32 protein-coding genes are annotated in these 26,632 nt (G+C 47.4%); 16 read left to right on the top strand and 16 right to left on the bottom strand.

Annotation, left to right across the window (positions count from 1 at the left end; genetic code table 11):
• Positions 1-132: 132 nt before the first annotated feature.
• The 10 genes from CUJ83_RS13295 to CUJ83_RS13250 all read right to left on the bottom strand — a co-directional run bounded on the left by CUJ83_RS13295 (position 133) and on the right by CUJ83_RS13250 (position 7,552).
• A complete protein-coding gene (locus CUJ83_RS13295; RefSeq protein WP_230742814.1) occupies positions 133-1,212 on the bottom strand; it encodes a glucose 1-dehydrogenase in 1,080 nt (359 codons plus the stop codon).
• A 109-nt stretch (positions 1,213-1,321) separates the two neighbouring features.
• The gene (locus CUJ83_RS13290) at positions 1,322-1,564 is read right to left on the bottom strand and encodes a hypothetical protein (protein WP_230742813.1); all 243 of its coding nucleotides are present in this window, start codon (positions 1,562-1,564) and stop codon (positions 1,322-1,324) included.
• A gap of 569 nt (positions 1,565-2,133) precedes the next feature.
• Positions 2,134-2,541, bottom strand: coding sequence for an NADH-quinone oxidoreductase subunit B family protein (locus CUJ83_RS13285; protein WP_230742812.1), 408 nt, complete (start codon positions 2,539-2,541; stop codon positions 2,134-2,136).
• Complete coding sequence (locus CUJ83_RS13280; protein WP_230742811.1) at positions 2,538-3,212, bottom strand: 4Fe-4S dicluster domain-containing protein; 675 nt, start codon at positions 3,210-3,212, stop codon at positions 2,538-2,540. The genes CUJ83_RS13285 and CUJ83_RS13280 overlap by 4 nt, the downstream gene beginning before the upstream one ends.
• Positions 3,209-4,138 (bottom strand): respiratory chain complex I subunit 1 family protein, encoded by a 930-nt coding sequence (locus CUJ83_RS13275; protein ID WP_230742810.1) that lies wholly within the window; start codon positions 4,136-4,138, stop codon positions 3,209-3,211. The genes CUJ83_RS13280 and CUJ83_RS13275 overlap by 4 nt, the downstream gene beginning before the upstream one ends.
• Positions 4,135-5,670: a hydrogenase large subunit gene (locus tag CUJ83_RS13270; RefSeq protein ID WP_230742809.1), complete on the bottom strand. Its 1,536-nt coding sequence runs from the start codon at positions 5,668-5,670 to the stop codon at positions 4,135-4,137. Before CUJ83_RS13270 ends, CUJ83_RS13275 begins: the two co-directional genes overlap by 4 nt.
• A gap of 28 nt (positions 5,671-5,698) precedes the next feature.
• Positions 5,699-5,968 carry a hypothetical protein gene (locus tag CUJ83_RS13265; RefSeq protein ID WP_230742808.1) on the bottom strand — a complete coding sequence of 90 codons (270 nt, stop codon included), beginning with the start codon at positions 5,966-5,968 and terminating at the stop codon, positions 5,699-5,701.
• Positions 5,965-6,840 carry a CoB--CoM heterodisulfide reductase iron-sulfur subunit B family protein gene (locus CUJ83_RS13260; RefSeq protein WP_230742807.1) on the bottom strand — a complete coding sequence of 292 codons (876 nt, stop codon included), beginning with the start codon at positions 6,838-6,840 and terminating at the stop codon, positions 5,965-5,967. Before CUJ83_RS13260 ends, CUJ83_RS13265 begins: the two co-directional genes overlap by 4 nt.
• A complete protein-coding gene (locus CUJ83_RS13255) occupies positions 6,837-7,109 on the bottom strand; it encodes a hdrC-like protein (RefSeq protein WP_230742806.1) in 273 nt (90 codons plus the stop codon). Before CUJ83_RS13255 ends, CUJ83_RS13260 begins: the two co-directional genes overlap by 4 nt.
• Entirely contained in the window at positions 7,106-7,552 is a 447-nt protein-coding gene (locus CUJ83_RS13250) for a 4Fe-4S dicluster domain-containing protein (RefSeq protein WP_230742805.1), read from the bottom strand. The genes CUJ83_RS13255 and CUJ83_RS13250 overlap by 4 nt, the downstream gene beginning before the upstream one ends.
• 496 nt (positions 7,553-8,048) lie before the next feature.
• On the opposite strand from CUJ83_RS13250, the gene CUJ83_RS13245 reads away from it, so the two are divergent.
• Genes CUJ83_RS13245 through CUJ83_RS13200 form a run of 10 tightly spaced genes read left to right on the top strand, consistent with a single transcriptional unit; the run spans position 8,049 to position 15,230 of the window.
• The gene (locus CUJ83_RS13245) at positions 8,049-8,294 is read left to right on the top strand and encodes a 4Fe-4S dicluster domain-containing protein (protein WP_230742804.1); all 246 of its coding nucleotides are present in this window, start codon (positions 8,049-8,051) and stop codon (positions 8,292-8,294) included.
• A complete protein-coding gene (locus CUJ83_RS13240) occupies positions 8,294-8,821 on the top strand; it encodes a hydrocarbon binding protein (contains V4R domain) (RefSeq protein WP_230742803.1) in 528 nt (175 codons plus the stop codon). Before CUJ83_RS13245 ends, CUJ83_RS13240 begins: the two co-directional genes overlap by 1 nt.
• Before the next feature lie 6 nt (positions 8,822-8,827).
• Positions 8,828-9,745 carry an NADH-quinone oxidoreductase subunit B family protein gene (locus CUJ83_RS13235; RefSeq protein WP_230742802.1) on the top strand — a complete coding sequence of 306 codons (918 nt, stop codon included), beginning with the start codon at positions 8,828-8,830 and terminating at the stop codon, positions 9,743-9,745.
• A complete protein-coding gene (locus tag CUJ83_RS13230; protein ID WP_230742801.1) occupies positions 9,742-11,151 on the top strand; it encodes a Ni/Fe hydrogenase subunit alpha in 1,410 nt (469 codons plus the stop codon). Before CUJ83_RS13235 ends, CUJ83_RS13230 begins: the two co-directional genes overlap by 4 nt.
• Positions 11,145-11,492 (top strand): roadblock/LC7 domain-containing protein, encoded by a 348-nt coding sequence (locus tag CUJ83_RS13225; protein WP_230742800.1) that lies wholly within the window; start codon positions 11,145-11,147, stop codon positions 11,490-11,492. Before CUJ83_RS13230 ends, CUJ83_RS13225 begins: the two co-directional genes overlap by 7 nt.
• A 25-nt stretch (positions 11,493-11,517) precedes the next feature.
• Positions 11,518-12,252, top strand: coding sequence for a roadblock/LC7 domain-containing protein (locus tag CUJ83_RS13220; RefSeq protein ID WP_230742799.1), 735 nt, complete (start codon positions 11,518-11,520; stop codon positions 12,250-12,252).
• Positions 12,253-12,258: 6 nt separating this feature from the next.
• A complete protein-coding gene (locus CUJ83_RS13215) occupies positions 12,259-13,293 on the top strand; it encodes a DUF2226 domain-containing protein (protein WP_230742798.1) in 1,035 nt (344 codons plus the stop codon).
• Positions 13,294-13,305: 12 nt separating this feature from the next.
• Positions 13,306-14,178, top strand: a complete 873-nt coding sequence (locus tag CUJ83_RS13210; RefSeq protein WP_230742797.1) for a hypothetical protein — start codon at positions 13,306-13,308, stop codon at positions 14,176-14,178.
• 57 nt (positions 14,179-14,235) lie between these two features.
• Positions 14,236-15,024: a cell division ATPase MinD gene (gene minD / locus CUJ83_RS13205; RefSeq protein WP_230742796.1), complete on the top strand. Its 789-nt coding sequence runs from the start codon at positions 14,236-14,238 to the stop codon at positions 15,022-15,024.
• Positions 15,025-15,026: 2 nt separating this feature from the next.
• Positions 15,027-15,230 (top strand): hypothetical protein, encoded by a 204-nt coding sequence (locus tag CUJ83_RS13200; protein WP_230742795.1) that lies wholly within the window; start codon positions 15,027-15,029, stop codon positions 15,228-15,230.
• A 15-nt stretch (positions 15,231-15,245) separates the two neighbouring features.
• On the opposite strand, the gene CUJ83_RS13195 is transcribed toward CUJ83_RS13200, so the two are convergent.
• Complete coding sequence (locus CUJ83_RS13195; RefSeq protein ID WP_230742794.1) at positions 15,246-16,229, bottom strand: hypothetical protein; 984 nt, start codon at positions 16,227-16,229, stop codon at positions 15,246-15,248.
• A 522-nt stretch (positions 16,230-16,751) separates the two neighbouring features.
• On the opposite strand from CUJ83_RS13195, the gene CUJ83_RS13190 reads away from it, so the two are divergent.
• Together CUJ83_RS13190 and CUJ83_RS13185 are read left to right on the top strand one after the other, a co-directional pair.
• Positions 16,752-17,669, top strand: a complete 918-nt coding sequence (locus CUJ83_RS13190) for a replication factor A (RefSeq protein ID WP_230742793.1) — start codon at positions 16,752-16,754, stop codon at positions 17,667-17,669.
• Positions 17,670-18,257: an RPA family protein gene (locus CUJ83_RS13185; RefSeq protein WP_230742792.1), complete on the top strand. Its 588-nt coding sequence runs from the start codon at positions 17,670-17,672 to the stop codon at positions 18,255-18,257.
• Positions 18,258-18,452: 195 nt separating this feature from the next.
• On the opposite strand, the gene CUJ83_RS13180 is transcribed toward CUJ83_RS13185, so the two are convergent.
• On the bottom strand, positions 18,453-18,626 hold the full coding sequence (locus CUJ83_RS13180) for a hypothetical protein (RefSeq protein ID WP_230742791.1): 174 nt from the start codon (positions 18,624-18,626) through the stop codon (positions 18,453-18,455).
• A 194-nt stretch (positions 18,627-18,820) separates the two neighbouring features.
• On the bottom strand, positions 18,821-18,991 hold the full coding sequence (locus tag CUJ83_RS13175; RefSeq protein WP_230742790.1) for a hypothetical protein: 171 nt from the start codon (positions 18,989-18,991) through the stop codon (positions 18,821-18,823).
• 242 nt (positions 18,992-19,233) lie between these two features.
• On the opposite strand from CUJ83_RS13175, the gene CUJ83_RS13170 reads away from it, so the two are divergent.
• Together CUJ83_RS13170 and CUJ83_RS13165 are read left to right on the top strand one after the other, a co-directional pair.
• Positions 19,234-19,818: a YbhB/YbcL family Raf kinase inhibitor-like protein gene (locus CUJ83_RS13170; RefSeq protein WP_230742789.1), complete on the top strand. Its 585-nt coding sequence runs from the start codon at positions 19,234-19,236 to the stop codon at positions 19,816-19,818.
• Between the two features lie 737 nt (positions 19,819-20,555).
• Complete coding sequence (locus tag CUJ83_RS13165) at positions 20,556-21,158, top strand: YbhB/YbcL family Raf kinase inhibitor-like protein (RefSeq protein WP_230742788.1); 603 nt, start codon at positions 20,556-20,558, stop codon at positions 21,156-21,158.
• Positions 21,159-21,195: 37 nt separating this feature from the next.
• Here CUJ83_RS13165 and CUJ83_RS13160 read toward each other — a convergent pair whose 3' ends face one another.
• The 3 genes from CUJ83_RS13160 to CUJ83_RS13150 form a co-directional block, all read right to left on the bottom strand.
• Positions 21,196-23,505: a winged helix-turn-helix transcriptional regulator gene (locus CUJ83_RS13160; protein ID WP_230742787.1), complete on the bottom strand. Its 2,310-nt coding sequence runs from the start codon at positions 23,503-23,505 to the stop codon at positions 21,196-21,198.
• 120 nt (positions 23,506-23,625) lie between these two features.
• Positions 23,626-24,108 carry a PUA domain-containing protein gene (locus CUJ83_RS13155; protein ID WP_230742786.1) on the bottom strand — a complete coding sequence of 161 codons (483 nt, stop codon included), beginning with the start codon at positions 24,106-24,108 and terminating at the stop codon, positions 23,626-23,628.
• Between the two features lie 46 nt (positions 24,109-24,154).
• A complete protein-coding gene (locus CUJ83_RS13150) occupies positions 24,155-25,180 on the bottom strand; it encodes an AF_0692 family protein (protein WP_230742785.1) in 1,026 nt (341 codons plus the stop codon).
• Between the two features lie 117 nt (positions 25,181-25,297).
• On the opposite strand from CUJ83_RS13150, the gene CUJ83_RS13145 reads away from it, so the two are divergent.
• Positions 25,298-26,332, top strand: a complete 1,035-nt coding sequence (locus CUJ83_RS13145; RefSeq protein WP_230742784.1) for a methyltransferase domain-containing protein — start codon at positions 25,298-25,300, stop codon at positions 26,330-26,332.
• 27 nt (positions 26,333-26,359) lie between these two features.
• Positions 26,360-26,632 carry an ACT domain-containing protein gene (locus CUJ83_RS13140; RefSeq protein WP_230742783.1) on the top strand — a complete coding sequence of 91 codons (273 nt, stop codon included), beginning with the start codon at positions 26,360-26,362 and terminating at the stop codon, positions 26,630-26,632.

Raw genomic sequence — 26,632 nt, 5'->3', positions numbered from 1 at the left:
CCTTTAATGTGATTACAACAGGAAGTCTGGGTTTTGAGATTATATCATTTTGGAGATTAATATGCGAAAGGTGTTTCCTTCTAATGCTTTTAAAAAATGATATGAGCATTGAACGGATTAAGATCCATAACATCATACAGGCATGTTTACAAGCACTTTAATGTCCTCGCTGCCCCTTATCAGGCTTTCCGCAGCATTATCGATCGCTACGGACCTGGTAAACATCTTTTCCATCATCCCTGGCCATTTATTTTTTATGGAAATAAGCCGGTCAACGCCACGCTCAAAGTCGATACGATTGCTGCTGACCGATCCGAAAACCAGCTTGTTACCCATCACAATGTCCATACCGATACAGTCAGTACATACCTCATGCTTTTTTCCGGAAGGATAAAGGCCTAACAGGCACACAACGCCGTTAGTGTTGACCAGGCTTATTGACTGAAATGCTAACCTGCTCACACCCGTAGCCTCGATTATAATATCAAAATCACCATAGTTATCGGGCAGTGTATCAATGGGCTCCTCATTTGCGTTTATGTACTTAGCGCCGGACTGTTCGGCTACCTGCGCCTTAATACTCTTTTTGTCCCTGGTGGCGACAGTATACGTATCGATGCCCATATCACGCAGGATGAACGTAGCCAGCAACCCGAGAGACCCGGCCCCGAGGACCAGAGCCCGTCCTGGGTTCCAGAGCATGCGCCCCTGTACGCTCAAAGCCTCCCTGATGCCCTTTTCCGCAACGCTCAGCGGCTCAAGCAGAACTCCCGTACTTTTCAGCTCAGGCGGTAGCCTGATCAGGTACTCAAGCCACTCTGAAAAATAACCGGACATAAATCCATGCAGGCCCTTTATCCCCCTTTCAAAGTAATCGCCAGTAAGGCACATATCGGGCTGATGGTTCCTGCAGTTATAGCAATTCTCCCAGCAAGGCCTCCTGACCATCGGCACGACAATGTCCCCATGCTCCAGGCATCTTACATTATTTCCGGTCTTTTCTACTTCGCCGACAGCCTCATGTCCGATAATAAGATGATCGCACCCTTCGGGCGGTTTACCGTACTTGCCATCATTAATGTCCTCATCGGTCCCGTCAACGCCTACGCTACTGACCTTTACAAGGACTTCGTCATCCCCTATGCCCGGCGTTTCAATATCTATGACCCTGATCGAGTCTTTTTGACCCGGTGTAACGACAGCCGCTTTCATGTAAATAGACCCGATTTTAAGATGATTTTCACGTTTAATGGTTATTTGTCATTATAAAATGCTAAAAGAATAAATTATTAAAAAAATAAGCGGGTTGTTTTCTGGACCATTACCAGAACGGGAACCCGAACCCACAGCCACCGAACGGTATTCCGCACCCTAATCCTCCGAACGGGAAACCGAACCCACCGAAGAACGGGAAACCGAACCCACCGAAGAACGGGAAACCGAACCCGAAGCTGCCGAACCCGAGGCCAAAGAACCTGGACCCAAAGAAGAAAGCTTCTGCGGGATTCATGGTTATGGCCGTAGCCAGTACTGCTGCACCTGAGGCAATAAGTTTTTTAAACATACTGCGGTCATACCTCCTTTCATAATAATAATAGTAAATATAGAATTTAAGATTACCAAAATAATTAGTGAAATATATCCAGTTTATAGCGATTATTGTTGTATAACTATAATTTAAGGTTATTTTGTAAAAATAAGCTAAATATATAACTGTATAATTATTATTTGCTAATCTTGAGCTTTAAATTAATAATTAAACCATGTATTAACTATCAAAAAAACAATAATTATTTAAATAGTAAATATCGGCCCATAATATGCTTAAAATATAGTAAAAATGCATGGATAAGTACCCATAAGTATAGCTTTTGATAATTTTTTAACCGGTGTTCATAAAAACATTTAATGGAGAATGTATGGCAATATTAAGTGATCTTGTAGCGAAAAATTGGTTCTTTAATATTTTAGGACGATGCCTGTCGATTACACCATAATTGTAGGAAAAGCATATCAATGGCACTATGGCTTTATTTATAGAAAAATGCCTGCAGTAGAATCATAAAGCCCTATATGGCAAATTTGAGTATTTGTGAGAACAAGGGTATCATAACGTTTGAAAAAATGAAAAGATCACATCTTATTCAGCACTTTTAGTATGCCGTCGATTATTGCCTCAGGCTTGGGCGGACAGCCGGGTATTTTCACATCGACTGGAATGATCTTCTCTACCGGGCCTGCTATCGAATAATTTTCGTCATCGATAAAAACACCGCATGAGCATCCGCATGCGCCCATGGCTATGACTCGCTTTGGCTCGGGGGTCTGCGCATACACCCTTTCCAGGAAAGGCTTTGTGTGCAGCGGCACCGGGCCTGTGACAAGTAATATATCCGCATAACGCGGAGAAGACACCCACTTGATCCCCAGCCTTTCGAGGTCGTATCTCGGGCCCATGCATGCCAGCAGTTCTATGTCGCAGCCGTTACATCCGCCTGCGTGGGCGTGGTATATCCACGGGGATTTTTTTAATACGCTCATATGTACTTCCTCGGGTGCGTGTTCCAGATAAGGCTGTATTTTTGCCTGCATGAGACACATGCGGTAAGATACAGCTTCATATCCTCCTCGACGATCTTCGCGGTCTCGGGCTGAAGGTTCTCCAGCGCCCTCTTTTTCACTATCTCAAGATGCTTCGACGTTTCAGGCATGATCTCTCCGCACACGCTGCAGCGCTGTAGCGGAAGCATTGTCTTCGTGCACGGCCCGTCCTCACCCTGCTCATGCGCCAGGCTTATCCTGCGCAGATACTCCAGTGACGCTTCTTTGTTCTCCTTCGGGCGTATAAGGGAATGCGGGCACTCGCCGCCTTCGATGTCGAACATCTCTTCACGGACCTTCTTTTCATCGTCCGTCTTTGGCTCGAATGAAAGCTCTAAGGCGGATTCCGGACATGCGTCAGCACATCTTCCGCAGAATATGCAGTTGAGACTGTCTATGCACACGGTACGCTCTTCCTGTACGTCGTGGATATGTGTCGCGCCGCTCGAGCATCTCTCATAGCATGCGCCGCAGCCCGTGCATTTTTCATCGTCCCTTCTCGGGAGCCATCTGAACGTGTCCGAGAGGAAACCGTAGTTCTCCTCGATGGTGACCGGCTTTCGGAAGAAGTTGGCGATTAAGCCTGCAAACGCTTTGACAGGGTTCTTCATAGCAGGAACCTCCCGACGATCGCAAGCCCTACAGCCACGAGCGATATAACTGTCGATATCTTGAACAGCCACCATGTGGCCTGGTCGATCCTGAAGCGGGCGAACAATGAATGAATAAAGCCTATGACGGCCCCCACGAACAGTATCGCCGCCAGGAATATGATCCATGATACGATCCCGGTGGACGGTACCCACAGGAACAGGTCGACGAACAGCGCTGACAGGACGAACAGCATGATCAGTTTGATTATCTCAAGCACCCCGAGCAGCTTTCCGCTGTACTCGGTGGTCAGCCCTCCGACTATCTCGGAGTCCGCCTCGGGTATGTCGAACGGCTTTATATGCAGCTTGACCAGTATCGCGATGAATACTGCTGCCGCAGCAAAGGGATTGGTCAGCAGGTTAAAGCCCATCATCTCTTTGATCGATAACGTGTCATACGATATCGCCAGCGCGAACGTGCCAAGTATGAAAGGTATCTCGTTCGCCAGCATCAGCTCCACTTCCCTGACACCGCCTATCGCCGCGAACAGAGAAGCGCTGGAGGTGCCTCCGACTATGACGAAGAGAGTCACGCCTATCAGCAGGTAGAATAGCACCACAAGGCTGAAGGTGTAGTCCATGCAGATGCCTGCGACAGGGACGAACAGCGTCGCCAGTATGGCACAAATAAGGGCGACTATCGGAGCTATGATGAACATAGGAGTCGCGGTATGGGGTATTATGGTCTTTTTACTGAATAGCTTAAGTATATCATATAGCGGCTGAAGAAATTTACTGCGGTTGATGCCATACCAGCTTTTAGGCATCCACAGTAAAGGGCCTCTGCGAGACTGTACCCTGGCGAATATCTTTCTAAGGTTGAAAGAGAGAACGATGCCCATGATAAAGGCAATGATCGGATTTATCCATGCGATGTCTATCATTTATTCTCTCCCAGCGAACGTATCTCCACCGATTCGCCCTTTCCCCCTCTGATGACCGTGACCCTGTCCGTGCATGAGTAGCATGGGTCTATCGAGCCGATTATCGCGGGGACGTCTCCCACGTATACGCCGTGGATCAGCTTTAGCATAATGTGTGCCACGCGGAACGTCGGGGTCCTTATACGCACATATTCGGGTGTGTTCGTGCCGTCAGAGGATACGTGGTACAACAACTCTCCCCTCGGAGCCTCTGATTTGGATATCGCCTCCGCGCACGGCATCTTAGACACCGCCGCCACGATGCTGCCCGACGTCGACTTAAGCTTTTCACAGCACTGCTCTATGATATGAAGGGCCATCAGGACCTCTCTCATCTTCACTTTGAGCCTTGCCAGGCAGTCTCCGTCAGTCTCCGTTATGATCTCCCAGTCAAGATTTTCATATGCTGCATACGGGCTGTTTTTCCTGACATCTATCTTCCAGTTGCTGCCCCTGGCCGTGGGCCCGACTGCGCCCAGCATTATTGCATCGTCATGGGAAAGCTTTCCCACGCCCTCAAGCCTGGTCAGCAGAACATCGTTTGCCAGCACCTGATCGAATAGCTCGTCGGATGACTTTTTCACCGCCTTGATTTTCGAAAGCACAAAATCAGCCTGGCATGCAGTGATGTCTCTCCTCACGCCTCCCAGTGTGCCCAGCCCGTGCGTGACGCGCTGTCCCGATATGAGCTCAAGGCAGTCCTGGATGTCTTCCCTGATCCTTAAGCAGTGCATGAACATTGTCTTAAAGCCCATCAAGTCGCCTACCAGGCCTATTGCCAGCAGGTGGCTCTGTATCCTTTCAAGCTCGAACAATAGCGTTCGGATCAGCCCTGCTCTCGGAGGGATCTCCACATTGCCTATGCATTCGGCCGTCATGGCGAACGTGATGGACTGATGAGCGTTACAGAAGCCGCATATCCTCTCCGCGAGGTATACGTCCTTATAGTAGTCTCGCCTTTCCATAAGCTTGATCACGCTGCGGTGATTGAAACCGAGCTTAAGGTCCGCGGTTTTTACGACCTCGTCCTCCACGGCCATCTTAAAGTAATTACTCTCGATGAACGCAGGATGATAAGGCCCGTATGGGACCACTGTGACCGGCAGATTAAGGATGTTGTCGACTGGCTCCTGTTTGAACTTTGCGGCCTCGGCTTTGCTCTCCTCGTCCGTCAGCCGAAGCTTCTCCCAGTTCAAGGGCAGCCATAAGTGCCTGGGGTCCGGGTGCCCTTTTGCCTTCACGCCAAGGAACTCTATCAATTCCCTTTCCGACCAGTCTGCCTGGGGAGTGATCTGCGTCACTGACTCGACCTCGGGGTCTTCCCTGTCAAGGTACGTCCTGAGTATGGTATGCTTACCCCTGTGCAAATGGTCAAAGCCGAAATAATAGTCTACTTTAATGCCGTTGACACCCTCGTCTACCCCTGACGCATATATCATTCTGCCCCCTTTCGAGAGCTGGTCTTTTACCGCCGGTATGACCTCGGACGGCAATATCCGGCATACTGTCAGATCATAATCGTTACTTATTTTTCACACCTCCGAAAGGTGTCCTGGGCCCGTAGGCCTCCTCCGGATCAAGGTAAAGGTCGTTGGCGCCACAATTGAAGTTCTCTTCCACTTTTTTATATTCGGGGAACAATGACGGGATGATGACCGAGAAGAACATGTAGAAAGACACGAGCGAAGCTAGCTCTGCGAACAGGAACAGCATGACCATCTCTTCCGACAGGACCACCCCTATAACGCTGGTGACCAGTATGAATATGGCTATGATGAAATATGGTTTCATTTTACGCTTTTCTCCAGTTTTTCTATGAGCCCGTCCACAGGCGCTGTCCTCATGTAGCGCATGCCGAACTCGTCCGGCTTCATGCCGAAGGACACGGCAAGGAGCTCCGCCAGATGTATCACTGGCACGTTAAAGTCATAATTATCATTCTTTCTGAGCGTGTTGGTCACTCTTTCGAACTGGTCGTAGCAGCCGGCGCACACGAGAACGAGCGCGTCCGCGTCAGTCTTCATGATCGCGTCCATCTTTTTCTTGGCCCGCTCATAGGTCGCGAACTGCCTGTCGGCGAGGTTTGACTGTAATCCGCAGCACATCTGTTCCAGGCCGTACGGCACTATCTCCACGCCCAGCGCCTCGATCAGCTCTGTAAAGTATCTTACGAGCTTTCCGTCCGCGAATATTCTCATATGGCAACCGGGGTGTATGGCGACGCGGATGTTAAGCTTCTTGCTCTCTTTCCTGATCCTGTCGATACCGACGTCCTCGTACAGTACTTCGAGGAAATGCCTGACGCGTATGTTCGCGTCGTAATGTTTTCCTGCGGCCGCAAGATACCTGTTGACCTCTTCCAGCGTCTCCGGCTCCTCATTAAGTACCTTATTGGCCTCGTAAAGCGTGACATAGCAGCCGTTGCAGGATACCATGACATCCCTGCCCTGCTCTTCTGCCTGAAGCAGGTTATATGACGCCAGGGTCAGCCAGACCCTACGGTCGACGGATATCCATACACCTGCCCTCGGGCAGCATCCGGACTTCTCCAGATATACTATATCCACCCCGAGCTTCGGTAGCGTCCTCATGATCGCCGCTTCCGCCCACGGCATCTTTGTAGGCATGACGCAGCCAAGGAAATGTGAATATTTCACGGTCATTTGAACCTATACTCCATCTTTTCCAGGTCGAGCCCTATGTTCCGGTCAACGCCCATCGCCTTGATGATCTTCCTGATGTCCTCGGCACCTTCCTTATACCTGTGAGCCGTCGGAGGTATCGGGTCGAGGCCGGCTTTTTCCCTCGCTTCCTTAAGTTCATCCGTAACAGGATACAGCAGCCCGATGCTGAAATGCCTTATAAGCTGAGGCTTCACTGATGTCGGAAGCGATATCTTTACAGGCTTACGCCAGGGGTACAGCTCTTTCATCTTTTCTCCATCTCCTTGACCAGTCCGGTTCCTTCTACCCTGGTCATCAGCTTGATCGCCTTTGCAGAGCATACTTTTAAGCAAGCAGGATCCCCTTCGCACATGTCGCATTTGACCATTACCTTGAGGCCCTTGCTCATCTGTGGTATGGATATGGGGCATGCGTACATGCACGACTTGCAGCCGACGCACAGCATCTGGTCGATCGTCACATAGCCCGTTTTCTCATCCTTGGTGATCGCCTTTTTCGGGCATGCCGCCACGCACATCGGGTCCTTACAGTGCTGGCAGTGTACCCTGACAAAACCCCCGCGGGGGTCTTCTATCACTTTACAGAGCGATAAGCTATAATTATAGGTCTTATAATTTTTAAAAGAACACGCCGTCATGCATTGCCTGCAGCCAGTGCATAATGCGGGGTCGTGGACTATCACTTCAGTCATTTCTCCCCCAGTGTTAACCTTGTTATTTTCATCTGTCGAACGATATATTTTCTCCATGGCACTTTTGATACAAGAATGCCATCGCGTTACCATATTTTAAAGGTATTATATCTATACCCAGGCGATATATAATGTTTATTCCTGAACATTCGCCGGGCAGGGCACTTACCATACCTGGCGATAGCCGTATTTCTTACAGAGGCTGAACGAGATCATTTATTATTGTGTCGCCTATCAAGCATATTACTTTTGGAAAGCAGCCGTTAACTGAACAGGCAAATGCGTGAATCAAAAATAAAGTCAAATTATTAGACATAATATGTTTTTAACGGTATTTATTCCAAATTTAACATATGTTTGCTCTAAAATTATATATAATTTATGGTATCCGGGAAAAATATTTTCGATTATAAGAGATACGTATATATTCAAGTAACATAAAAATAATTCCTTACTAATCAGGGGTATTTAGCTAAAAGCGTTGAGGTACGGGACGATGGTAAATATATTAATAGATAAAGAGGTTTGCATAGGCTGCGGGCTATGCGTCCATGACTGTCCTATGAAAGTCTATGAGCTTAAGGACGGCGTATCAACTGTTATAAATCCGGAGGATTGTATGGCCTGCCTATCATGTCATGAGATCTGTCCGTCAAACGCGATCGAGCATAGAGATATCTACTTATCGAGGAGACTTTACGTCGACCTGGAAGTATGCTCAATGTTAAGGAGGTTCATATAATGTCCCAGGCATCTGTCGTAAAGCCGGAAGAGCTGCCTTTGCACTGTGAAGGCAACATCATGGACTATGAGGAAGCTTTGCACGGCATCATGGTCTTGAACGCGACCATCATAAGGTCGCTGGAAGAGATCGCCAGGGGCGGCGCTAACGCCGTAGTGTACAGGGCAGGAATGAAGATGGGTCATGAGACTGCTAAATACTTCCCCAAGACTGACAATGTGGAGAAAGCCCTGAAGGAGCTATCCGACATCCTCGGAAGGCAATATAATTTCGAGCTCTGGAAGCCCAAAGATAAGGACAGCTACATCATTACGGAAAATGGCGAGACTTTCATTTATCTTGTGTTCAGGGATTGCCTGGTAAGGCAGACCCTCCGCAGAGAGGGCATGCCGCAAAAAGGACCCCTGTGCCAGAGCCTATATGGCTACATGGTCGGGGCCGTTGAGGAGATAACTGGAAAAAGAGGCAAATTAGAGATCGTCCATGTCGGTCCTAACACATGCCTGAAGAAGCTGATATTGAGGTGAGGCGGGATGTTAAAGCTAGCAACGGAACCACTGGCATCATGTGCCGGATGCCATATGTCGATCCTGGACCTTCACGAGGACATTCTCGAGCTTCTGGATAAGGTAGAACTGGTATACTCGCCCATTCTGATGGACGTAAAAGAGCCGCCCGAGGAGATCGACGTCGCGATCATCGGCGGGGCCATACGCAACAAGGAGAACATGGAAAGGGTCAAAAAGCTCAGGCAGCGAGCGAAGATAGTCATTGCCTACGGTACTTGCGCCTGTTTCGGAGGAATATCCGGCCTTTCGATCATACACAGCAGGAACGAGATCCTTGAAGGAGTCTTTACGGACCCCGCGCTTGCCAAGAAAGAGATACCGAAAGAGGACGTGCCTGACCTGCTCTACAGAGGGTATGCGGTAGGCGACATAATAAAGGTCGATTATTATATCACAGGATGCCCGCCAAAGGAAGTCTTTTTAAGAAAGATACTGCTCCCGCTGCTGGACGGGAACGTGCCCGAACTGTCCAAAAAATCCGTATGTTCGGAATGCAAGAGGACCATGGGACAGGTAAAGGACTGGAAGGTCAAAAGAAGGAACGAAGGCATCCCCGAAGAAGGTAAGTGTCTCCTTGGCCAGGGCTACTTATGCCTGGGCTCGGTGACGTTCGGAAGATGTGGCGCAGTCTGCACAGAGCACGGGATACCGTGCCATGGATGCGGCGGGCCGTCCCTCGACGTGTTGAGAGAGCCCTGCAGAGACCTGTATAATATACTGGTCATGAGGATACAGCACCTGACAGAGCTGCCGCAGAAAGAGATCGAGAAAGAGATCTATGATGTGCCGCACACCATTTACCCGTTCGTCATGGGAAGCAAGATAATGGAGAACAAGTCAGTCTCGAAGATACCAGACATCATCAAGGAGAGACACCTATGAAGAAGCTAACTATCTCACCTATCACCAGAATAGAGGGCCACGCCAGCGTCACCGTAAACCTGGACGACAAAGGGGAGGTGTCCGGAGCCCATTTCCATGCTACGGAGCTCAGGGGCTTTGAAAAGTTCCTTGAAGGCGCTGCCGTGGAAGAAGCCCCGAGGATAACGCCCCGCATTTGCGGCATTTGTCCGACGGCCCACCATCTCGCTTCCGCGAAGGCGGTCGACGAGATATACGGGGCCCAGATAACTGCGACCGCCCACAAGCTAAGAGAGCTCCTGCTGGCAGGACAGCTCATCAGCTCCCATTCCCTGCACCTGTTTTACCTGGGAATGCCCGACTTCATCCTTGGGCCGGACTCAAACCCGGCGCTAAGGAACGTCGCAGGCCTGGTAAAAGCTAACCGGGACCTGGCAAAGATGGCGATAGAGGCGCGCAAGATAGGGCAGCGGATCACAGAAGACGTCGGAGGGAAGGCCATCCATCCGGTATCTGCCGTGCCCGGAGGTATGTCATTCACAATATCTCCCGAAAAGAAGAACGAGCTGGAAGGCTTTGCAAAGCGTTCGGTGGAGATCGCTAAAGCGAGCTGGGATTTCGTTCTGCCGAAGTTTGAAGAGTACTCCGATTTGGTCAATAATGTCGGAATAGTGCAATCCGACTTTATAGGCCTGACCAAAGACGGGAAATTTGACCCGTATGACGGGAACATAAGGGCGGTAGGCGCGGACGGCGCTCAGCTCTGCGAGTTCCCCGGAAAGGACTATGCGAGCTATATCGTGGAAAGAGCTGAGCCGTACTCGTACATGAAGTTTACGTCGCTTAAGAAAGGAAGCGGGTTTTACAGGGTCGGTCCGCTTGCGCGCATCAACGTGGTGGATTCCATGGGCACGCCCGAAGCTGACAGGATGCTGGGCGAGTTCAGGGCAAAGTTCGGCCGCATAGCACAGCAGCCTTTCCTTTATCATCTCGCGAGGGTGATAGAGTACATGGCCATAAGCGAGAAAGCCCTGTCGATACTGGCAGACTCGTCAGTCTGCGAAAAGAACATCAGGAATGCGACGGGCGCAGTAAAGAACACTAAAGCCGTGGGAGTCGTCGAGGCGCCGAGAGGCACGCTCATACATGATTACACAGTGAACGACCAGGGATTCATCACAAAGGCTAACCTTATAGTCGCCACAGGACATAATAACGATGCGATAGACAAAGGTGTGCTTCAGGCGGCCAGGAAACTTATACACGGAGAGGATGTCAGCGAGGGTGTCCTGAACAGGATAGAGATGGTAGTCAGGGCATATGACCCGTGCGTATCCTGTGCCACTCATGCCATAGGCAGAATGCCTATTATGTTGAGAGTAGTAGATAATGAGGGTAATGTCATTCGTGAGGTTAAAAGATGTTAAAGAGGATCTTAGGCGACCTGATCAAGGTCGAGGGTGTAAGCGCCGCAGCGATCCTGGGGCGTGACGGGTTCATAATAGAGCACGTTTCAAACATAACCATGGACGTGGACGCGCTTGGGGCTATGGCTTCAACCAGTGTCGGTACGTCCGAAGCAATGGGCATAGAGCTTGGAAAGGGCAACTTCGAGCAGGTGCTTGTAGAGCTTCAAAACGGACCCATAATGTTATCTCTCGTCACCGAAAACGAGATCCTGGCCATAGTAGCGGAGCCCGGGGCGAACCTGGGCAGGATCAGATACGAGGTCAAGAAGAACAAGGATAGGATAACAGCGGCCCTTTAATTAAAAAAACAAGGATGTAAAGGATTTGAAGCTTCCGAATGGTAATTTTATAGCGGAATCGAAAAAGCCAGTCCCGGAGGTGATCAGAGAATACTCCCGGGACTTCAAAGGCTTCATCAAAGTGTATAAAGCCGAGGGCACAAGGATGTCCGATGGTTTCATACTTCTGGAAGACGGTAACATAACGGCATCTGCATACTCCGTACAGAACATCAAGCTATACCAGATGAACGCTCTTGAGCGAATGATGACGCTGACCGACACTGTCTCGGAGATATATTCCTGCAACGATGTCGAAGTGGACCTTATCGTCAGGACTTATCCGGAATCTCTGATAAAAAGCGATATCCAGAAAAAGACCGAGGAACTAAGGTCGATAATGGAGGAAGAGTCCAGGGAATCGAGTTCGGCCAAAGGAGAAGGCCTTTTCGATATGCTGTTATCGAATATCTCCTCAGCGCCGGGAGTCACGGCCACAGCACTCGTGGCCGACGGATTTCCGATATTTCAAAATGGAAGCCACGTAGACTTTGAGCATATAGCCGTAGCGACCGAAGACATGGTGCGTGCCGGAATGAAGATCACTGAGGAGCTACAGCTCGGAAAGACCGATCAGATAATACTGGAGACACCCCAGTATAAGGTGGTAATCGCCCCTATAAGCGATATGTTCCTGTGCGTCCTTGCCGGCAAGGACGTTAACCTGGGTCTTGTCAGGCTTATGATCAAAAACGCCCAGATGAACGTAAAAGATGTGTAATACAGTATGTGGCTGCCTCGTGGAACACTGGTAAATAGTGAAAAGGGACCAAGATCCCTGAAAGATATCAACGAGTCATTTCTCGTTGAGAAGTTCAACGGGTACCTCAGGGTATCTATCATCGGTTCCGGCGAGATTCTCGAAGGGGTGGTCGTATACGATTCCGGAAAACCCGTAATATCCATGGGATCCAATGGCAAGAAAGAGCTTCCTGACCCTGAACTTGAGTTCACATCGAAGATCACGGAGAACGAAGACGCTATTATCGAGCTTTGCAGCCTTAACCAGAGCCAGATCCAGCTCATGAATGACGCCTGCAAAGAGTTCAGGATACCGGTAAAAACGAGCCAGCCGGCTGCATCCCAAAAGACGGAGATTTCCAGAGATGGGATGCCGGCGGTAAAAAACCAGAGACAGGAAGCCGTAAAAACAAATACACAGGCAGTCCCCGGCAAGAGGGCGGGGATGCCGGAAATAAGGGGCCAGTTCATCAAGGCCGAGAGCGTACCGAGCTTGCGGTCATATCTGGATGAAAGGCGGATAGATGCCGGACATATCATATTTTTCGAGAAAAACGGGGCTGGATACAAGGAATATCATATAATATTATTAAATGGCAATGTGGAGGCGGCTTATTCAGAGCATCACAGGGGACGTGAGCTATTCGACCGGATAATCGATGCTGGCGGAGATCTTGAGATCTATCGCATTGAAGAACATGTCATTAACTCGGTTTTAAGAATGTACCCGGACATTCTGATAGGTTCCGGACAGGTGCCGGAAAATAAGGCGACACAGCAAACCATGTATAACATGGCGTCGGAAGGCCGGCGTACAATAGGCGTATCTGCAAAAGCCATACTGGAAAACGCGGAATTAGAAAGAAAGGTGGTCGAGGACGATATAGAGATCGATACTTATGATGACGATGTTGCGCTGGTAAAAAGGGTAGAGAAAGATTTCGCCAACAGTGTGGACGAGATCTTAAAAAAGCTGGAACTGACGCATCTTCTGATCAACGGCGGGAAAAAGAAGCATTAGGGGGGTATAGTATTGAAAAACTTCGAGGTCATACTGAAGGAAACGGTAAAGGATGTCGCAAAGGAGGACGGATTGAACCGGTATCTGAGTGCCGGAGGGGAAAGCAGGGTCCTTGAGATGATATCCCGTGAAGGTGAGCCGGATATGGCCAATATAAATGATCTCCTTCACGAAATATTCGATAAAGATCAAGCTTCATCAATATTCAGCATAGCATCTGAAAAATATGAAAACAATATTGTGCAGGAGAAAGATATGGACGATATGATGAGCATCGTCAGTGAGGCTGCATCTATTCCCTCCGACATCTCTGATGATGTTAACATCGAAAAGTTCGCCAGGATCCTGCAAACGGATGGGGACGAGATCATGAGCCTCATAACAGAGGCCCGTAAGATACGTATGGCCATGGGAAAAATGGGTCCTGAAAGGTCGCAGGAAAATGAACCGCAGACCGTAGTGACCCATACGACGCCCAGTGTAAATATTGAGCCGCCGGCAAATTTGATCCCGGTAAGTGAAGCAAGCCCCCTACCTGAAGCACCGAAAGCCGAACTTACGCTGGACATGGAGATAAGCGATTTCATAAAACGGCAGAATGAACCCTCAAGCCTGGATATTATGGACTTCACAAGGTATTTGAAGAATAAGGGATATTGTTTCGAAGAGAATACTGTATTAGAAAAAATATATTTAGGGATTGAGGACAGAAAGAGAAAGGATAGAGAAAAAGTCCTTGAGGAGATAGAAAGATTCCTCGAAAAATATGACTATCCGTCAGAAGACCAGATAGGGTCATTTATAGAGTCATTGAAAAATAAAGATATAAGGTATGGGCGTCATGAGATTAAAAGTATGATAAATCTCGCGCTGCTAAGCAAGTAATTAATCATGATCATTTATTTCGTGGTGGGGTTATAAGAACATAAAAGGGTGAATGGAATGACAAAGGTATATACTATCGCCTCCGGTAAAGGTGGCACAGGTAAGACGATGACGACGGTCAACCTGGGTACCTCGCTGGCGCTTTTAGGAAATAGGACCATAATATTAGATGCGGATATCGGAATGGCAAACCTGGGATTGGTACTAGGACTTGAAAGGAGTAAGATAACCCTGCACGAAGTCCTCGCTGGAAAAGCAGATATTTCCCAGGCCATATATGAACTCCCGACAGGATTGAAGGTCGTGCCGAGCGGCATATCGCTCCAGGGATTCCAGAACGCCGACCCTGACAGGCTTCAGTTCGTAATGAGCAAACTGGTCTCGGGAGCTGATTTTATACTCATCGATGCGCCGGCAGGTATAAGTAAGGATGGGGTGATCCCGCTGGCGATCGCTGATGAGGTGCTACTGGTAGTGAACCCTGAGCTTTCTTCAATGGCCGATGCGGTTAAGACTAAAGTGCTTACCGAAATGGTGGGCGGCACGGTCGGAGGCATCGTTCTTAACAGGGCATCTGCTGAAAAAACGGAACTTACAAGCCAGAAGATCGGTGATATCATGGGCGTGAAGGTGCTGGAGGTAGTGCCGGACGACGCTCATGTCAGAAGAGCGGCAGCGTTCAAGACCCCTGTCGTAATAAAATATCCGGACAGCCCGGCATCCCTGGCATATAAGAGGCTTGCGGCAAAGCTCACCGGATCCAAGGTGTCGCTCGAAGAATCGAGCACAGCTAAGAAAGAAGGCTTCATTGACAGGCTTGCGAGATCGTTATTCGGAGGGATTTAATAATGAACGAGATGTTCCTGGAATTGATCATAGGGCTGCTATCGGTTGGTTTTGTTATATGCTTTATCATAATGTACATCATGTATGCAAGAATAAAGCAGCTCAACGCAGAACTTAGAGTTATAAAGAACCGTGTGGAGATCACGGACGAAGAACTGGGCAGGCTCGCATACGACATTGAAGAGTTTAAAAAGCTTAAGTTTTAAACTCTTTTTTATTCTTTATTCGCTGGCATTACGATATTGCCTGGCCATCACCTTTGCAGCATCAGAGCCGGCTATGCCCAGACCTGCGAGGTCTAGTATAGTCTGCTCCATAGATACCACATGTATATCGTCTATTGAATAAAGTTCATCCCCGAAGTCTCGGTCAGGATAATATATCTGAAATATGACGCCGTCCCCTTCTCCCAGCATGCTTTTTATGACAAGGGCGGAATTTTCGTCGGCATACATCTGAACGCACCCTCCGCTTGCCCTGCCCTCGAGATACAGGTCGGCCGCGGTATACAGGGCGCATGCCGAACGCGGGATTATGCCCTCTATATTGCAAAATATTTCACGTAGCGCTTCCTGCTCATCATGGAACGCGCTTTTGAACTCAACACCTTTAAGGCTGCTTATCGGCCTTTCCCATGCGACGGCCTTAAAAAGCTCATCGATGTTTGCAAGCCTTACTTTTTTCCCCTTCTCTTCAAAAGCTCCCAGCTCAATCAGTTTTTTTATGACTGCACGAGCCCATGGGTACGATACGCCCGTATTCACCGATGCCTGGTTCATGGTGGACTCTTCGTTCTTAATAAAATAGCATACTACTTTCCATGATCCGGGAGAGCATATCTTGACCGTATCTGAAGCCTTGCCTCTAGGCTTCACAGTGCCCAGTTTCTGAAAGATCCCGCCTGACTTCCTTAATGCAGTTTCTGCTTCAGGCAATATTGAAGGAGCGTAAAGCTTGATGACTACCTTTTTCCCCGAGTATCTTTGAGCGACAGCCTTTGCATATAGTAATAGCTTAAACACGGTCTTAGAGGTCGCTCTCGTCAGTTTGATGCCGATGATGAGCACCATTGAGTCATGCTCAAGTATCATGTCATACGAATCGAAGTCATGGCTAAGTGTCTGTATCGCCGCTTCAGGATACTCCTTCTTTAAAGCGTCTATCACCGCCTGTATTTTCGATCCGGCCTGATACTTTATGCTCATTAAGCGCGTAATTGTGTATAGTAGATATAAATAATTTTAGGATACCTCTGCCGGGAACGCGGAAAAGCCATCTGCACGCTAAAAGGTATTTGAATACGCTACTTTTCACCGCAAATCCTTCACAAAGGCAACTAAGGGCACAGGCTTTTTCACCACAAAGCACACAAAGGCGAACAAGGAACACCATTTTTCACCATAAAGCGCTCTAAGGGCTCAAGGTTACACAAAGGACTTTTTTAGAAGGTTTATCATATACTTAAAAAAATCTGTGGACCTTATTCGCCCTTGTGCGCTTTGTGGTTAAAGCCAGTGTGCCTTATTTGCCTTAGTGCTCTTAGCAGTTAAAAAAATGATTGTTATTCTAAAAGCATTATTATCAATAAAATGAAAAATAAATTCATGTAATCCGAAATACACATTAAAAATATTACTTTCACCGCGCTTCAAATTTGTTTATATAGTATTCAAATATATTGTACATTGTCTCCCAGAGAGATAAACAGGAGACTTGAGGAATTGGAAATGGTAAAGGAATTAGCAAAGGAATTAAGGAGCAGGTTCTCCGAGATGGGCGCAGAGGTGCCCCTGAAGGAGATCGAATCGAAGCTGGACACACTTATAAACCAGTACAAGGTCCCGGAGGAAGAAGCGAAGAGGACTGTTTTTAACCAGTATACCAGGGACTTGAAACTGCAGCGTCCGCAGACCGGCAGCGACTCGGCCACGGTCAAGATCAAGGACATAATCAAAGACGGGATGTGGGTATCCCTTAAGGCTAAAGTGGTCCAGTTATGGGAAAATGATAACAAGTCAATATCACAGATAGGGCTATTGGGCGACGATACAGGGACTATAAAGTTCGTCAGCTTCACCAAGTCAGACCTTCCGATGCTGGAGGAAGACAAGAGCTACATATTCAAGAATTTAGTCACCGACTCATGGCAGGGCAGATTCTCGGTTAAGTTAAACAAGACCAGCTCGGTAGTGCCGACGGAGGATGTCGAGGTGGCGGATAATGACACGACATTCACAGGAGCCATAGTTGACATACAGGACGGCAGCGGCCTTATTAAGAGATGCCCCGAATGCAACCGCACGCTCGTTAAAGGCGCTTGCGTCGACCATGGTAAACAGGAAGGCGAATACGACCTCCGCGTTAAGGCCATTCTGGATAACGGCCACATAGCGCAGGAGATCATCATGAACCAGGAGATCACTTACAAGATGACTGACATAGACGTTAAGACCGCCAAGAAGATGGCCATGGACGCAGTCGACCCTGGAGTGGTCTTTGACGAGATCAAGCGCATCATGCTTGGAAAGTATTACACGGTAAAAGGGCCGGTACTCGGAAGCCGCAATCTTATAGTCAAAGAGATGTCTCCGGCAAAGAGGGACATAGACGTAGACTCCATCGTCAAGAAAGTGGAGGCGATATAAATGCCGATGGCAAGAGAGGTCGCAAAGCGCCTGTTCGCTAAAGAGTTTAACGCGTCCAACAAGGCATACAAGGAGAACGACGACCAGTATGCCCCGACATATATGCTTACGCCTACAGGCGCAAAGTGTAACAGGGTGTTTGTCGTAGGCACGCTGATAGAAAAGAACGACATAGGCGAAGAGTCTGAGAACTGGAGAGGCAGGGTGGCGGACCCGACAGGTTCATTCGTCGTGTATGCAGGCCAGTATCAGCCGGAGGCGGCCCAGCAATTCTCCGACATCGACGTGCCTTCGTTCGTCGCGGTCATCGGAAAGCCAAGGGTCTACATAACCCCGGAAGGGGACTTCTATACATCTATCAGGGCCGAGATGATCCTGCCCGTCGACGAGGCTACAAGAGATCTCTGGGTAGCCGATACGATAGATGCTACGGCTGAGAGGCTTAAAGCCCTGAAGTCTGGCGAGAACGGCGATGTCGCGATGGCGACGGAGCACTACAATACGGACGTGGAAGAGTATAAGGAAATGCTCATAACTGCGGCCAAATCGTTAAAGCCTATGGAGATAAGCGTCACGAGCCTTAAGTGATGCTGACTCCTTTTTATCTTTTTTAATGTCTTTTATTTATTGAGACTCAAGATCATTGTCGAATAGATCGTACCGATGCCGGACTTTACGTTGTATGTGAGCATTATGCATTTTCATCTCAAAGAACTCAACGCCTTTTTAAGAAAAGCTTTGAGATCATAGATATAAAAATGCAACATTCTTACAATATCACTATCATAGCCATTTTTTAAGAGCGTAATATTCTACAGCCAGGCACACTAATCCAAAGAGTATCACGGCGATAAATAATGGGTTCCATGGGTCGAATTCTTGAGGCTTGACTACAAGCAGCGTTGGATCGACGGAGACAGCCGACCAGGTGGTCTCGAACAGGATGCCCTTTTTCATCAATACCCCATTCAACATATGAAAGGGTTAAAATATAGTTTCTCTCACAAACGCTAAACTTGAGTAAGTAAGCGATGAACACATTTTACATCTTTAAAAGCAATATATAAGTGAGATTGGCAAGGCATGATGAGAACATAAGAGGAGGATAAAGCTATGAGGTGTTCTTTAATCTAATGGAGGTGTGGTTCATATCATGCCTTAAGCCCATTTTGCCTTGCAGATAGATAATTTTTAAAGGCAGTCTGTCCGGCCTTACCGGGTATGTTCCTTGATCTCGCGGAGATCTTTTTACCAGTCCCAAGCCCGATATTGATCGCACCCATTATCTTTGAGGCGTATAGCCTTTTACCATTCATTGTCATTCCATAAGAGATGTAAAAGTAAGCCTATTTAAGCTTTATATCACAATAATGAAATATTGCCAATGTTATCCGATTTTTTATCGATTATGAATTTTCTTTAAATTATCTGCCAAATCAATGCTGAAAGTATTTATTCCTGCCTTATTTATTGATAAGACAGAGCAAGCATAAATAAAACGAAAGAAAAATTCACGATACAACATATAGATAAAATTCCAAAAACAATATTAGAAGGTACATTATTGAAATTAGATACCGCCCTGATCATGGCGATTATCGCGGTGGCCGCAGTTTATGGGACCGTGATCGTATGCCAGCAAATATCGTCAGACGGGATGGCGATAATCCCGAACGACCCCGGGTCGAAAAGCTTAAATTTCACCAGTCCGGCATTCCAGAACGGTGAAATGATACCGCCGCAGTACACATGCCAGGGTTCTGACATATCGCCGCCGTTGAAGTGGAAAGGCGTTCCTGAAGAGACCGAGTCACTTGTCATGATCATGGATGACGCCGATGCTCCCAACGGCACTATCACACACTGGGTATTATTCAACCTGCCGCCTGATACAAGAGGTATTCCCGAGAGCTTCACTGCGCAGGACAAATTAGACAATGGCGCCATCCAGGGAAAAAATGACTTCGGGGACATCGGCTATACCGGGCCCCGCCCGCCTCCGGGAAAGCAGCACGAATATTATTTCAGGCTTTATGCTATTGACACAAAGTTAGACCTGTCGCCGGGAGCGACTAAAGACGATGTCATGCATGCGCTGAAAGGCCACGTCATCGATGATGTCGAGCTGACGGGTACCTATAGCAGGTAAAACGACCTGATTTACATATTTTATTCATCTGCTTTGAGATGATGTGTTTAGGTTGTTCCTGTCGGATGGCAGGCAGACACGTAACCTCACAGAAACACAGAACCACAAAAAATTTTTTTATGATTTTTTAAGGGCTCAAAGACCCCAAAATCTTACTCACTAAATCACGAAGGGCTCTAGTATCACCGTCAATGCTCTAATATCCCTAACGCTCGGCTCAACGCACTAACCTCTCTAAGTCACCAACGCTAAAACAATGCCCGAACATTCTCCAAACCACTAAAGTTTAACTGCACCGTTGACGTTTAGCGATCGATATTATTCTTGTTGATAGATCAGGGGTACACAAACCGGGATATTAAACTTTTGTGTTTTGGAGAATGTTCGGGCATTGTTTTAGCGTTGGTGACTTAGAGCACTTCGAGCATTAAGCCGGGCATTTGAGACTTTAGTGCGTTGACGGTGATACTAGAGCATTTGTGGTTTTTGTGAGTGAACCTTTGAGATTTCGTGACCTTAAAAAATCATATAAAAAATTTTGTGGTTCCGTGGTTCTGTGAGGTTAGGTGTCTACCTGCCATCCGAAAGTACTAACCTTAAAATAATATCTCAAAAACAACGAAGAGCCCATATTATGTGGCCTAAATAAAATATTCATGGGAAAAGCGCGGATAATTTAGTTATATTATTTTCTCTAAATCTAAATCGTTAAGTGCCAGTCCGGCAAGGTGACCAGGTTGGACAGAGACGAGATATTGAAGTCCATTATATTTGTGATCCTGATAGCGGCGGCCATCTATATGCTGCCGAAATTTTTGCCTGGCGGCCAAAATGATCTGGTGGAGGAACAGGATAACATGAGCATGAAGCAAGCTGTAATGAACTTAACTATCACAAGCCCTGTCTTTAAGAATGGCGAGACGATACCTGAAAAATATACGTGTGACGGCACAGACATATCCCCGCAGCTTTCGTGGAGCGGCGTCCCCGAAGGGACTGAGTCTTTTGTGCTGATAGCCGATGACCCGGATGCGCCGGGACGTACCTTCACTCACTGGGTGCTGTTTAACATTCCGTCTGACGTGACATCCCTGCAGGAGAACGTCCCGAAGATAGAAAAGCTCGATAACGGTGCCATACACGGAATGACAGATTTCGGAAAGGTCGGCTATGGTGGACCGTGCCCGCCTGCAGGAAAGCCGCACAGGTATTACTTCAAGGTGTATGCGCTTGACACGAAGCTGGACCTTTCATCAGGAGCTTCGAAGAGATCGGTGATGGACGCGATGGAAAGGCATGTGCTGGCGGCCGGGGAACTGATAGGGAAATACGGAAGATAATCCTGCAATTAGTAAAAAATCTGGCGATAGTATGCCCTTATTCGCTATTTGAGCTTTCTATCATACTTGATATTTTTTCCTTATACTTTTCATTTAGAATATAAGAGGTAGCATTTCCTTCAAGAGGCATTTTAGCTACCAGTTCTTTTGTATACAGGACTTTCATTGACTTACTCACGGCGCTTTCGGAAATATCCATAGCACGAGAGATCTCTGCATTGGATATTCCGGGGTGCTTAATTATTAATTCGAGTATCTTTTTCATTTTATATCTTTTTAAGAGTGAGGCTATCATTTGCTCTTCGTCAGTATACGAATCAGAGTTCTTGAAGTATCTCACGTATTTTGAATCTGCCCGGTGAGTAACTATCCGGTGATTGATAGAAAGTATCATCAGATGATAACGAACCGTACCAAGGTTCATGTTAAGCCCGCTTGACATATCGCTTAACGTTGAACCAGGATTCTTTATGATATAATCCAGGATAAGATTACGGTTCTCATTCTTTCCAAGCCTGTCCCTGGCACGTGAAACAGCGCCTATGAAAAAGAAACGAATAAAAACGTAAAAAAGAGCGGCAATGGTGACCCCTGCCGCCAGGTTAATACTCGAAGCGAATATTTTTCCCTCGTTTTGCATGTTGTAGTATATCGTACTATTATTCACAACAGCATATCCTAGGGGCGATCCTATCGACCTGTACCATATCATCCTGCCATCCATACCGACCGCAGCCATCCCGGTCGAGTATGCGATCTCAGACTTACCGGGAACCAGCGGCCACTCTCCCGATAATGAATTCATATGGATATAGACTACATCGTCGCCGGGTATAGCGTTCGCTGTAACAGCCCAAAACTTTGTTACGTTTTCAGGGAAGCATTTCTCCCAGAAATGGCCGCTTGAGATATCATTTGAGAATAAGTCGTGTCCGGTCGTAAAATCGAATGTGGCGATCTTTTTTCCATAGACAGGCATTTTGAAAGCCCACGATACGCTGTCATTCTTAAGGTCATATGCAGTTATCTTTACAGTAACTAAATCTTCACTGCCATCGCTATCCGTGAAATCATAATTAGCCAGATAGATAATACCGTCTTTGCCCCCCAGGGAATCATTATTAAAAGCAACGTCTTCTCCTGGCATGGTAATTAAATCTGAGACATACAGTCTGGAAGAAGAGATTTCCTTTCCGTCGGACGATATCATTTCTATAGCAGGATAGTAAGTATTGATTTTGTCATAGGATTTTTTAAAGTATATATTACCGTCCATATCAAATGGCATAGCATCGAGTAAAAAGATGTATTGCGGGTAAAATGACTTCTTCCATTCCAGGGTGCCATTAGTATTCAGGGCATAGATCCCGTGATCGGTAAAGACATAGACATTGCCATGGTCATATACCGGCATGCTGCCATACCTGTTTCTTATATTACCGCTGACGTACTGCCTTTGTATATGCCCTATAGGTTGATACTGTTTTTCAACGTATTCCTTGATGTCCTTAGCCCATAATAGTCTGCCATCCGGCCCGTATGACTCTATGACGTCGGAAGGTACTTTGTATTCAAGATACAGGGCGTAATCCTTAGCCGTTGGTTGAGAGATTTCCCCTATAGACATATTTTGCCATGTGCCGTCGCTATAAATGTATCGTGTCTCGCCTTTTATCAGGAAGATATTGTCATTCTCATCAACGGCAACAGGGTCGGAAACCCCTTCTATGTGGAATATGACCGAACCGTTACGGTCAAAAACCGTTTCGTTATATAAGTGATGGAAGTATACCCTGCCGTTCTTAACAAATATTCTCTCGATGTCGAATGGGTCTCTAAATTCTTCTATGCCGTGTTCCCAGATCAAGTTACCATCAACATCAAGAGCTATGAGTTTCTTGTTTAACCGTTCAGGCTCCTCTCCTACCGAAGTAAAATAGGGTAATAATGGATGCGTGATGTTTTCTCCCACCAGGGTCTTTTCACCTTTTATGGCATACAGGTAAAGCGTCCCGTTATCCGTGTCAAATACAGGAACGGGCTTTTCAAGTTCGCAATCATACCTATTTCTGTATATGACATTCCTTTCGGTTATCAATGACCATCCTTCGGGAACTGTGTAGATCCATTTGACTTCGCCGTTTCTGTCCAGGAAGCTGACGCTTTTGTCACTAAAAGCATAAAGCCCGTCTTCTGCAAGCGACATGAACGATATGGGCATATCACCGGCCGTACCCCACTTCTCGACTGATACCCGGTCACTCGTCATCACTACCACTAACATGACGAACATGAGCACTATAATTAACGCGACAACGATGCCCTCGAATACCATAGGCTTCTTCATTATATCACCAGTCATATGCAACGGAAGAGATTTAAATATAGCTTCTCTCAAGATCGGTTAAGGCCTAAGCCTCAAATATAGGTGATACAAATTAAAGCTGCAAAAATAGAAAAAAGAAAATTATTCAGATGGCTCTTCGCCCATCTCTTTTCCTTTGACGCCGTATCTTACGATAACAGCAGTGCCCTTGTTAAAGTCCTTCATTTCCTGCGCGGAAAGCCGGGCCTGCCCGGTCCCAAGCAGATTATCATCTTTATCCACTAAAAGAACCTCTTCCAGCGCCCTGATCTCCGGGTCGCAGTCAAGAACGAACTTTGCGAATGCCGTCTTACCCTTTGCTACGAAAGGCGCTGCGTCGTCGTTCATGATGACGCGCTTTTGCGGGAATGGCAGGACCTCTTTTAGTTTTTGCCCGCCATATGTGCTCAGGATCAGAAATCCGTCGTTTGCCCTTACGGTGGCGACACGCTTATCGCCGTCAATTATCTGCCTTACGCGGCCGGTCCTGGATAAAATGAACTTAACGTTATCAGGGAATAAGGCTTCTCCTGCGCCTTTTCCGAACTGGTAGTCAGCTATGACTCGCACTCTCTTCAACATCATCCGTTAATATATGCTACTGGTAAATATCTTTTATTGAAGATAGCATTCAGGATACTCTGCCGATCGCATCCCTTGCGGATAAGATCATCATGATGATGCCTGTTATACCCCACAACAGCCAGGCCAGCAAAATTGAGATAAGGCCGATATGTAAGACGTTCCCTATAGCAGATACGAGAGCGAAGGATACTGTCAGTACGGCTAATAGTTTCCATGAGAAGCCGACGGGTAAGCCGACAGTTTTTACCGGTTCGATCTTTTTAGACTTCTTGAGGCTAAGATAGAGAAGCGCGAACATTACCGCATATATCAACAGTATCAAAAGCTGTGGACCGATACCGGGTAAAGCTTCCGGCCTCAACACTATTCCGGTCATGGCATAAAATAAAAGGAGTGCTGCCAGCAGCACAACGAACTCCTTTTTATCAGGAAGAAGCTCTTTTAATGAATATTCAAGCCCGGAGGTCTTACTCCTGTATATCCACAACAGGGCCATGATAGCGCCTCCGCCCAAAATGACGGAAGCCAGAGAGTGAATGGGGGAAGGCGAATTTGCGCTCTGGACAAGACCGAAGAATATGACAAACAGAGCCAGTAAGATGTATACCTTCTTTTTAGTATCACATAATCTCTGGACCATTGCAGGAAGCCCTTTGAATATATCTTTCGACTTTGACAGGACATTCTCAGATACAAATAAAGGCGCTATAAAGGCCATGAACGGGTGCCACCACATAGCTATTACCGCCAGCTCTATTATCGCCACGCCGCCCGCGAATAATGACGCGCCCCACGGAGGGTTCCAGAGGACTTTAGTGATATATGCTTCGTACAGCCCGAAGATCACACCTGCAAGAAAAAGTGTGTAAAGACGGGGCTTTCCATAATTGAACACCACATGGGCAAACACCAGCGTATGCAACGTGTACAAGGGCATTACCACCAGGATCCCCCATACCGTAAAGTATGGGAACAGGTAAGAACCGGACATGACCTCCGCGAAGAAAACGGAGAGCATGCCTATCAATAGCCATGAAAGATATTTTACGGATCCTGGCGCTCTCCTGTCCATATCGTTTATGTGGTAAACCCTTGCAGGTAATAATCTTTTGCGCGAGCATACTATCTGTCATACAAAAGGTAATATTAGAGAACGGTATTTAGAGGGGAGGAAATAAAGCGGAATTGAATGAGCATGGACGACAGTAAGATGAGACGTCTCGTATTCGAGCTTTCAGGCGAGCATGAAACGCTGCCGAAAAGCGAGATCATAGCATGCATTGAGGCTTACGGATGGCATTATGACATCATAAAAAGCTATGACCAGGTGATTATAATGGATACGGATTCGGACGTGAATGCCCTCGCGGACCGTTTAGCGCTCACTCATAACATACTTGAGATCATCCTCGACTGCAAGAATGATGCGGAAGATATCTTAAAAGAAGCTCAAACCGCGGACATAAAGCTAAAAGAAGGAGAAACGTTCGTCGTAAGAGTGAACCGCATCAAGAATTACGGCAGCATAACCGCAGACTTCGAAAGAAAGCTCGGCGCCGTTTTCTGGCACAGGGGATACCCTGTGAATCTCACACAACCCGATGCAGTGCTCAGGGCTTTGATCACCGAAGACCGCTGCATTTTCGGCAGGCTTATAAGAGCGATAGACAGGGCACAGTATGACGAACGGGCCCCGCTGAAGAAACCGTTTTTCTTGCCCGGCGTATTGATGCCCCGTATTTCCAGGGCTGTAGTGAATATGAGCCGCATCACGGAAGGATGGATGCTCGACCCGTTCTCCGGCACCGGAGGAACGCTTGTCGAAGCCGGGCTTATCAGCCATGACATAAAGGTCGTGGGCTGTGACATCCAGAAAAAGATGGTCTACGGCACCAGGAAAAACCTCAGGCACTACGGGACGAACTATCATGTCATCAAAGAGGATTCTTTGAACATGGGGATAAAAACCGGTTCTGTAGACGCGATAGTCACCGACTTCCCATACGGCGTATCCACACCTATAGCCGCCGAATCCCTGGAAGTGTTTTACAGGAATGCGCTCAGGGAAATGTACCGCGCGCTTAAAGAGGGAAGGTATACCGTAGTGATATGTAAGGAGCCTATGGAAAAACTATTAAAAGAAGCGGGATTTATTGTGATAGAGACACACGCCCAGCGCATACATAAAAGCCTGACAAGGTACATATCGCTGGCGAAAAAATAGCTTTAATTTCATCATCAAGGGGATAGTATGCAAAAAGAAAGAGCAGTTATAACCGTGAACGGTATAGATCACCCGGGAATCATAGCAGCCGTAACTAAGGCGCTAGCAGACCTCGACGTTAACATCGAGGACTTAAGCCAGACCATTGTGCAGGGCCTGTTCACCATGATCCTCATAGCCGACATAACCGACCACGACCTGGCAAAGCTCCAGGACAGGATGGCCGAGGTCGGCAGAGAGCAGGGAGTCCAGATCGCCGTACAGCATGAAAACATTTTCAAGTACATGCACAGGGTGTAA

Source organism: Methanooceanicella nereidis (assembly GCF_021023085.1).
In the GTDB taxonomy this organism is placed as follows: Archaea; Halobacteriota; Methanocellia; order Methanocellales; family Methanocellaceae; genus Methanooceanicella; species Methanooceanicella nereidis.
The sequence above is the reverse complement of the archived record's forward strand: the minus strand, read 5'-3'. Positions and strand labels throughout refer to the sequence as shown.

Excerpts from the sequence above, each read along its gene's own strand:
- CUJ83_RS13265 (WP_230742808.1), bottom strand. The coding sequence starts at position 5,968 with ATGAAACCATATTTCATCATAGCCATATTCATACTGGTCACCAGCGTT.
- CUJ83_RS13160 (WP_230742787.1), bottom strand. The coding sequence starts at position 23,505 with ATGAAGAAGCCTATGGTATTCGAGGGCATCGTTGTCGCGTTAATTATA.
- CUJ83_RS13255 (WP_230742806.1), bottom strand. The coding sequence starts at position 7,109 with ATGAAAGAGCTGTACCCCTGGCGTAAGCCTGTAAAGATATCGCTTCCG.
- CUJ83_RS13260 (WP_230742807.1), bottom strand. The coding sequence starts at position 6,840 with ATGACCGTGAAATATTCACATTTCCTTGGCTGCGTCATGCCTACAAAG.
- CUJ83_RS13285 (WP_230742812.1), bottom strand. The coding sequence starts at position 2,541 with ATGAGCGTATTAAAAAAATCCCCGTGGATATACCACGCCCACGCAGGC.
- CUJ83_RS13230 (WP_230742801.1), top strand. The coding sequence starts at position 9,742 with ATGAAGAAGCTAACTATCTCACCTATCACCAGAATAGAGGGCCACGCC.
- CUJ83_RS13245 (WP_230742804.1), top strand. The coding sequence starts at position 8,049 with ATGGTAAATATATTAATAGATAAAGAGGTTTGCATAGGCTGCGGGCTA.
- CUJ83_RS13180 (WP_230742791.1), bottom strand. The coding sequence starts at position 18,626 with ATGAAAAAGGGCATCCTGTTCGAGACCACCTGGTCGGCTGTCTCCGTC.
- CUJ83_RS13195 (WP_230742794.1), bottom strand. The coding sequence starts at position 16,229 with ATGAGCATAAAGTATCAGGCCGGATCGAAAATACAGGCGGTGATAGAC.
- CUJ83_RS13235 (WP_230742802.1), top strand. The coding sequence starts at position 8,828 with ATGTTAAAGCTAGCAACGGAACCACTGGCATCATGTGCCGGATGCCAT.
- CUJ83_RS13240 (WP_230742803.1), top strand. The coding sequence starts at position 8,294 with ATGTCCCAGGCATCTGTCGTAAAGCCGGAAGAGCTGCCTTTGCACTGT.
- minD (WP_230742796.1), top strand. The coding sequence starts at position 14,236 with ATGACAAAGGTATATACTATCGCCTCCGGTAAAGGTGGCACAGGTAAG.
- CUJ83_RS13225 (WP_230742800.1), top strand. The coding sequence starts at position 11,145 with ATGTTAAAGAGGATCTTAGGCGACCTGATCAAGGTCGAGGGTGTAAGC.
- CUJ83_RS13145 (WP_230742784.1), top strand. The coding sequence starts at position 25,298 with ATGAGCATGGACGACAGTAAGATGAGACGTCTCGTATTCGAGCTTTCA.
- CUJ83_RS13200 (WP_230742795.1), top strand. The coding sequence starts at position 15,027 with ATGAACGAGATGTTCCTGGAATTGATCATAGGGCTGCTATCGGTTGGT.
- CUJ83_RS13215 (WP_230742798.1), top strand. The coding sequence starts at position 12,259 with ATGTGGCTGCCTCGTGGAACACTGGTAAATAGTGAAAAGGGACCAAGA.
- CUJ83_RS13155 (WP_230742786.1), bottom strand. The coding sequence starts at position 24,108 with ATGATGTTGAAGAGAGTGCGAGTCATAGCTGACTACCAGTTCGGAAAA.
- CUJ83_RS13190 (WP_230742793.1), top strand. The coding sequence starts at position 16,752 with ATGGTAAAGGAATTAGCAAAGGAATTAAGGAGCAGGTTCTCCGAGATG.
- CUJ83_RS13280 (WP_230742811.1), bottom strand. The coding sequence starts at position 3,212 with ATGAAGAACCCTGTCAAAGCGTTTGCAGGCTTAATCGCCAACTTCTTC.
- CUJ83_RS13290 (WP_230742813.1), bottom strand. The coding sequence starts at position 1,564 with ATGTTTAAAAAACTTATTGCCTCAGGTGCAGCAGTACTGGCTACGGCC.
- CUJ83_RS13185 (WP_230742792.1), top strand. The coding sequence starts at position 17,670 with ATGCCGATGGCAAGAGAGGTCGCAAAGCGCCTGTTCGCTAAAGAGTTT.
- CUJ83_RS13175 (WP_230742790.1), bottom strand. The coding sequence starts at position 18,991 with ATGACAATGAATGGTAAAAGGCTATACGCCTCAAAGATAATGGGTGCG.
- CUJ83_RS13140 (WP_230742783.1), top strand. The coding sequence starts at position 26,360 with ATGCAAAAAGAAAGAGCAGTTATAACCGTGAACGGTATAGATCACCCG.
- CUJ83_RS13150 (WP_230742785.1), bottom strand. The coding sequence starts at position 25,180 with ATGGACAGGAGAGCGCCAGGATCCGTAAAATATCTTTCATGGCTATTG.
- CUJ83_RS13295 (WP_230742814.1), bottom strand. The coding sequence starts at position 1,212 with ATGAAAGCGGCTGTCGTTACACCGGGTCAAAAAGACTCGATCAGGGTC.
- CUJ83_RS13250 (WP_230742805.1), bottom strand. The coding sequence starts at position 7,552 with ATGACTGAAGTGATAGTCCACGACCCCGCATTATGCACTGGCTGCAGG.
- CUJ83_RS13275 (WP_230742810.1), bottom strand. The coding sequence starts at position 4,138 with ATGATAGACATCGCATGGATAAATCCGATCATTGCCTTTATCATGGGC.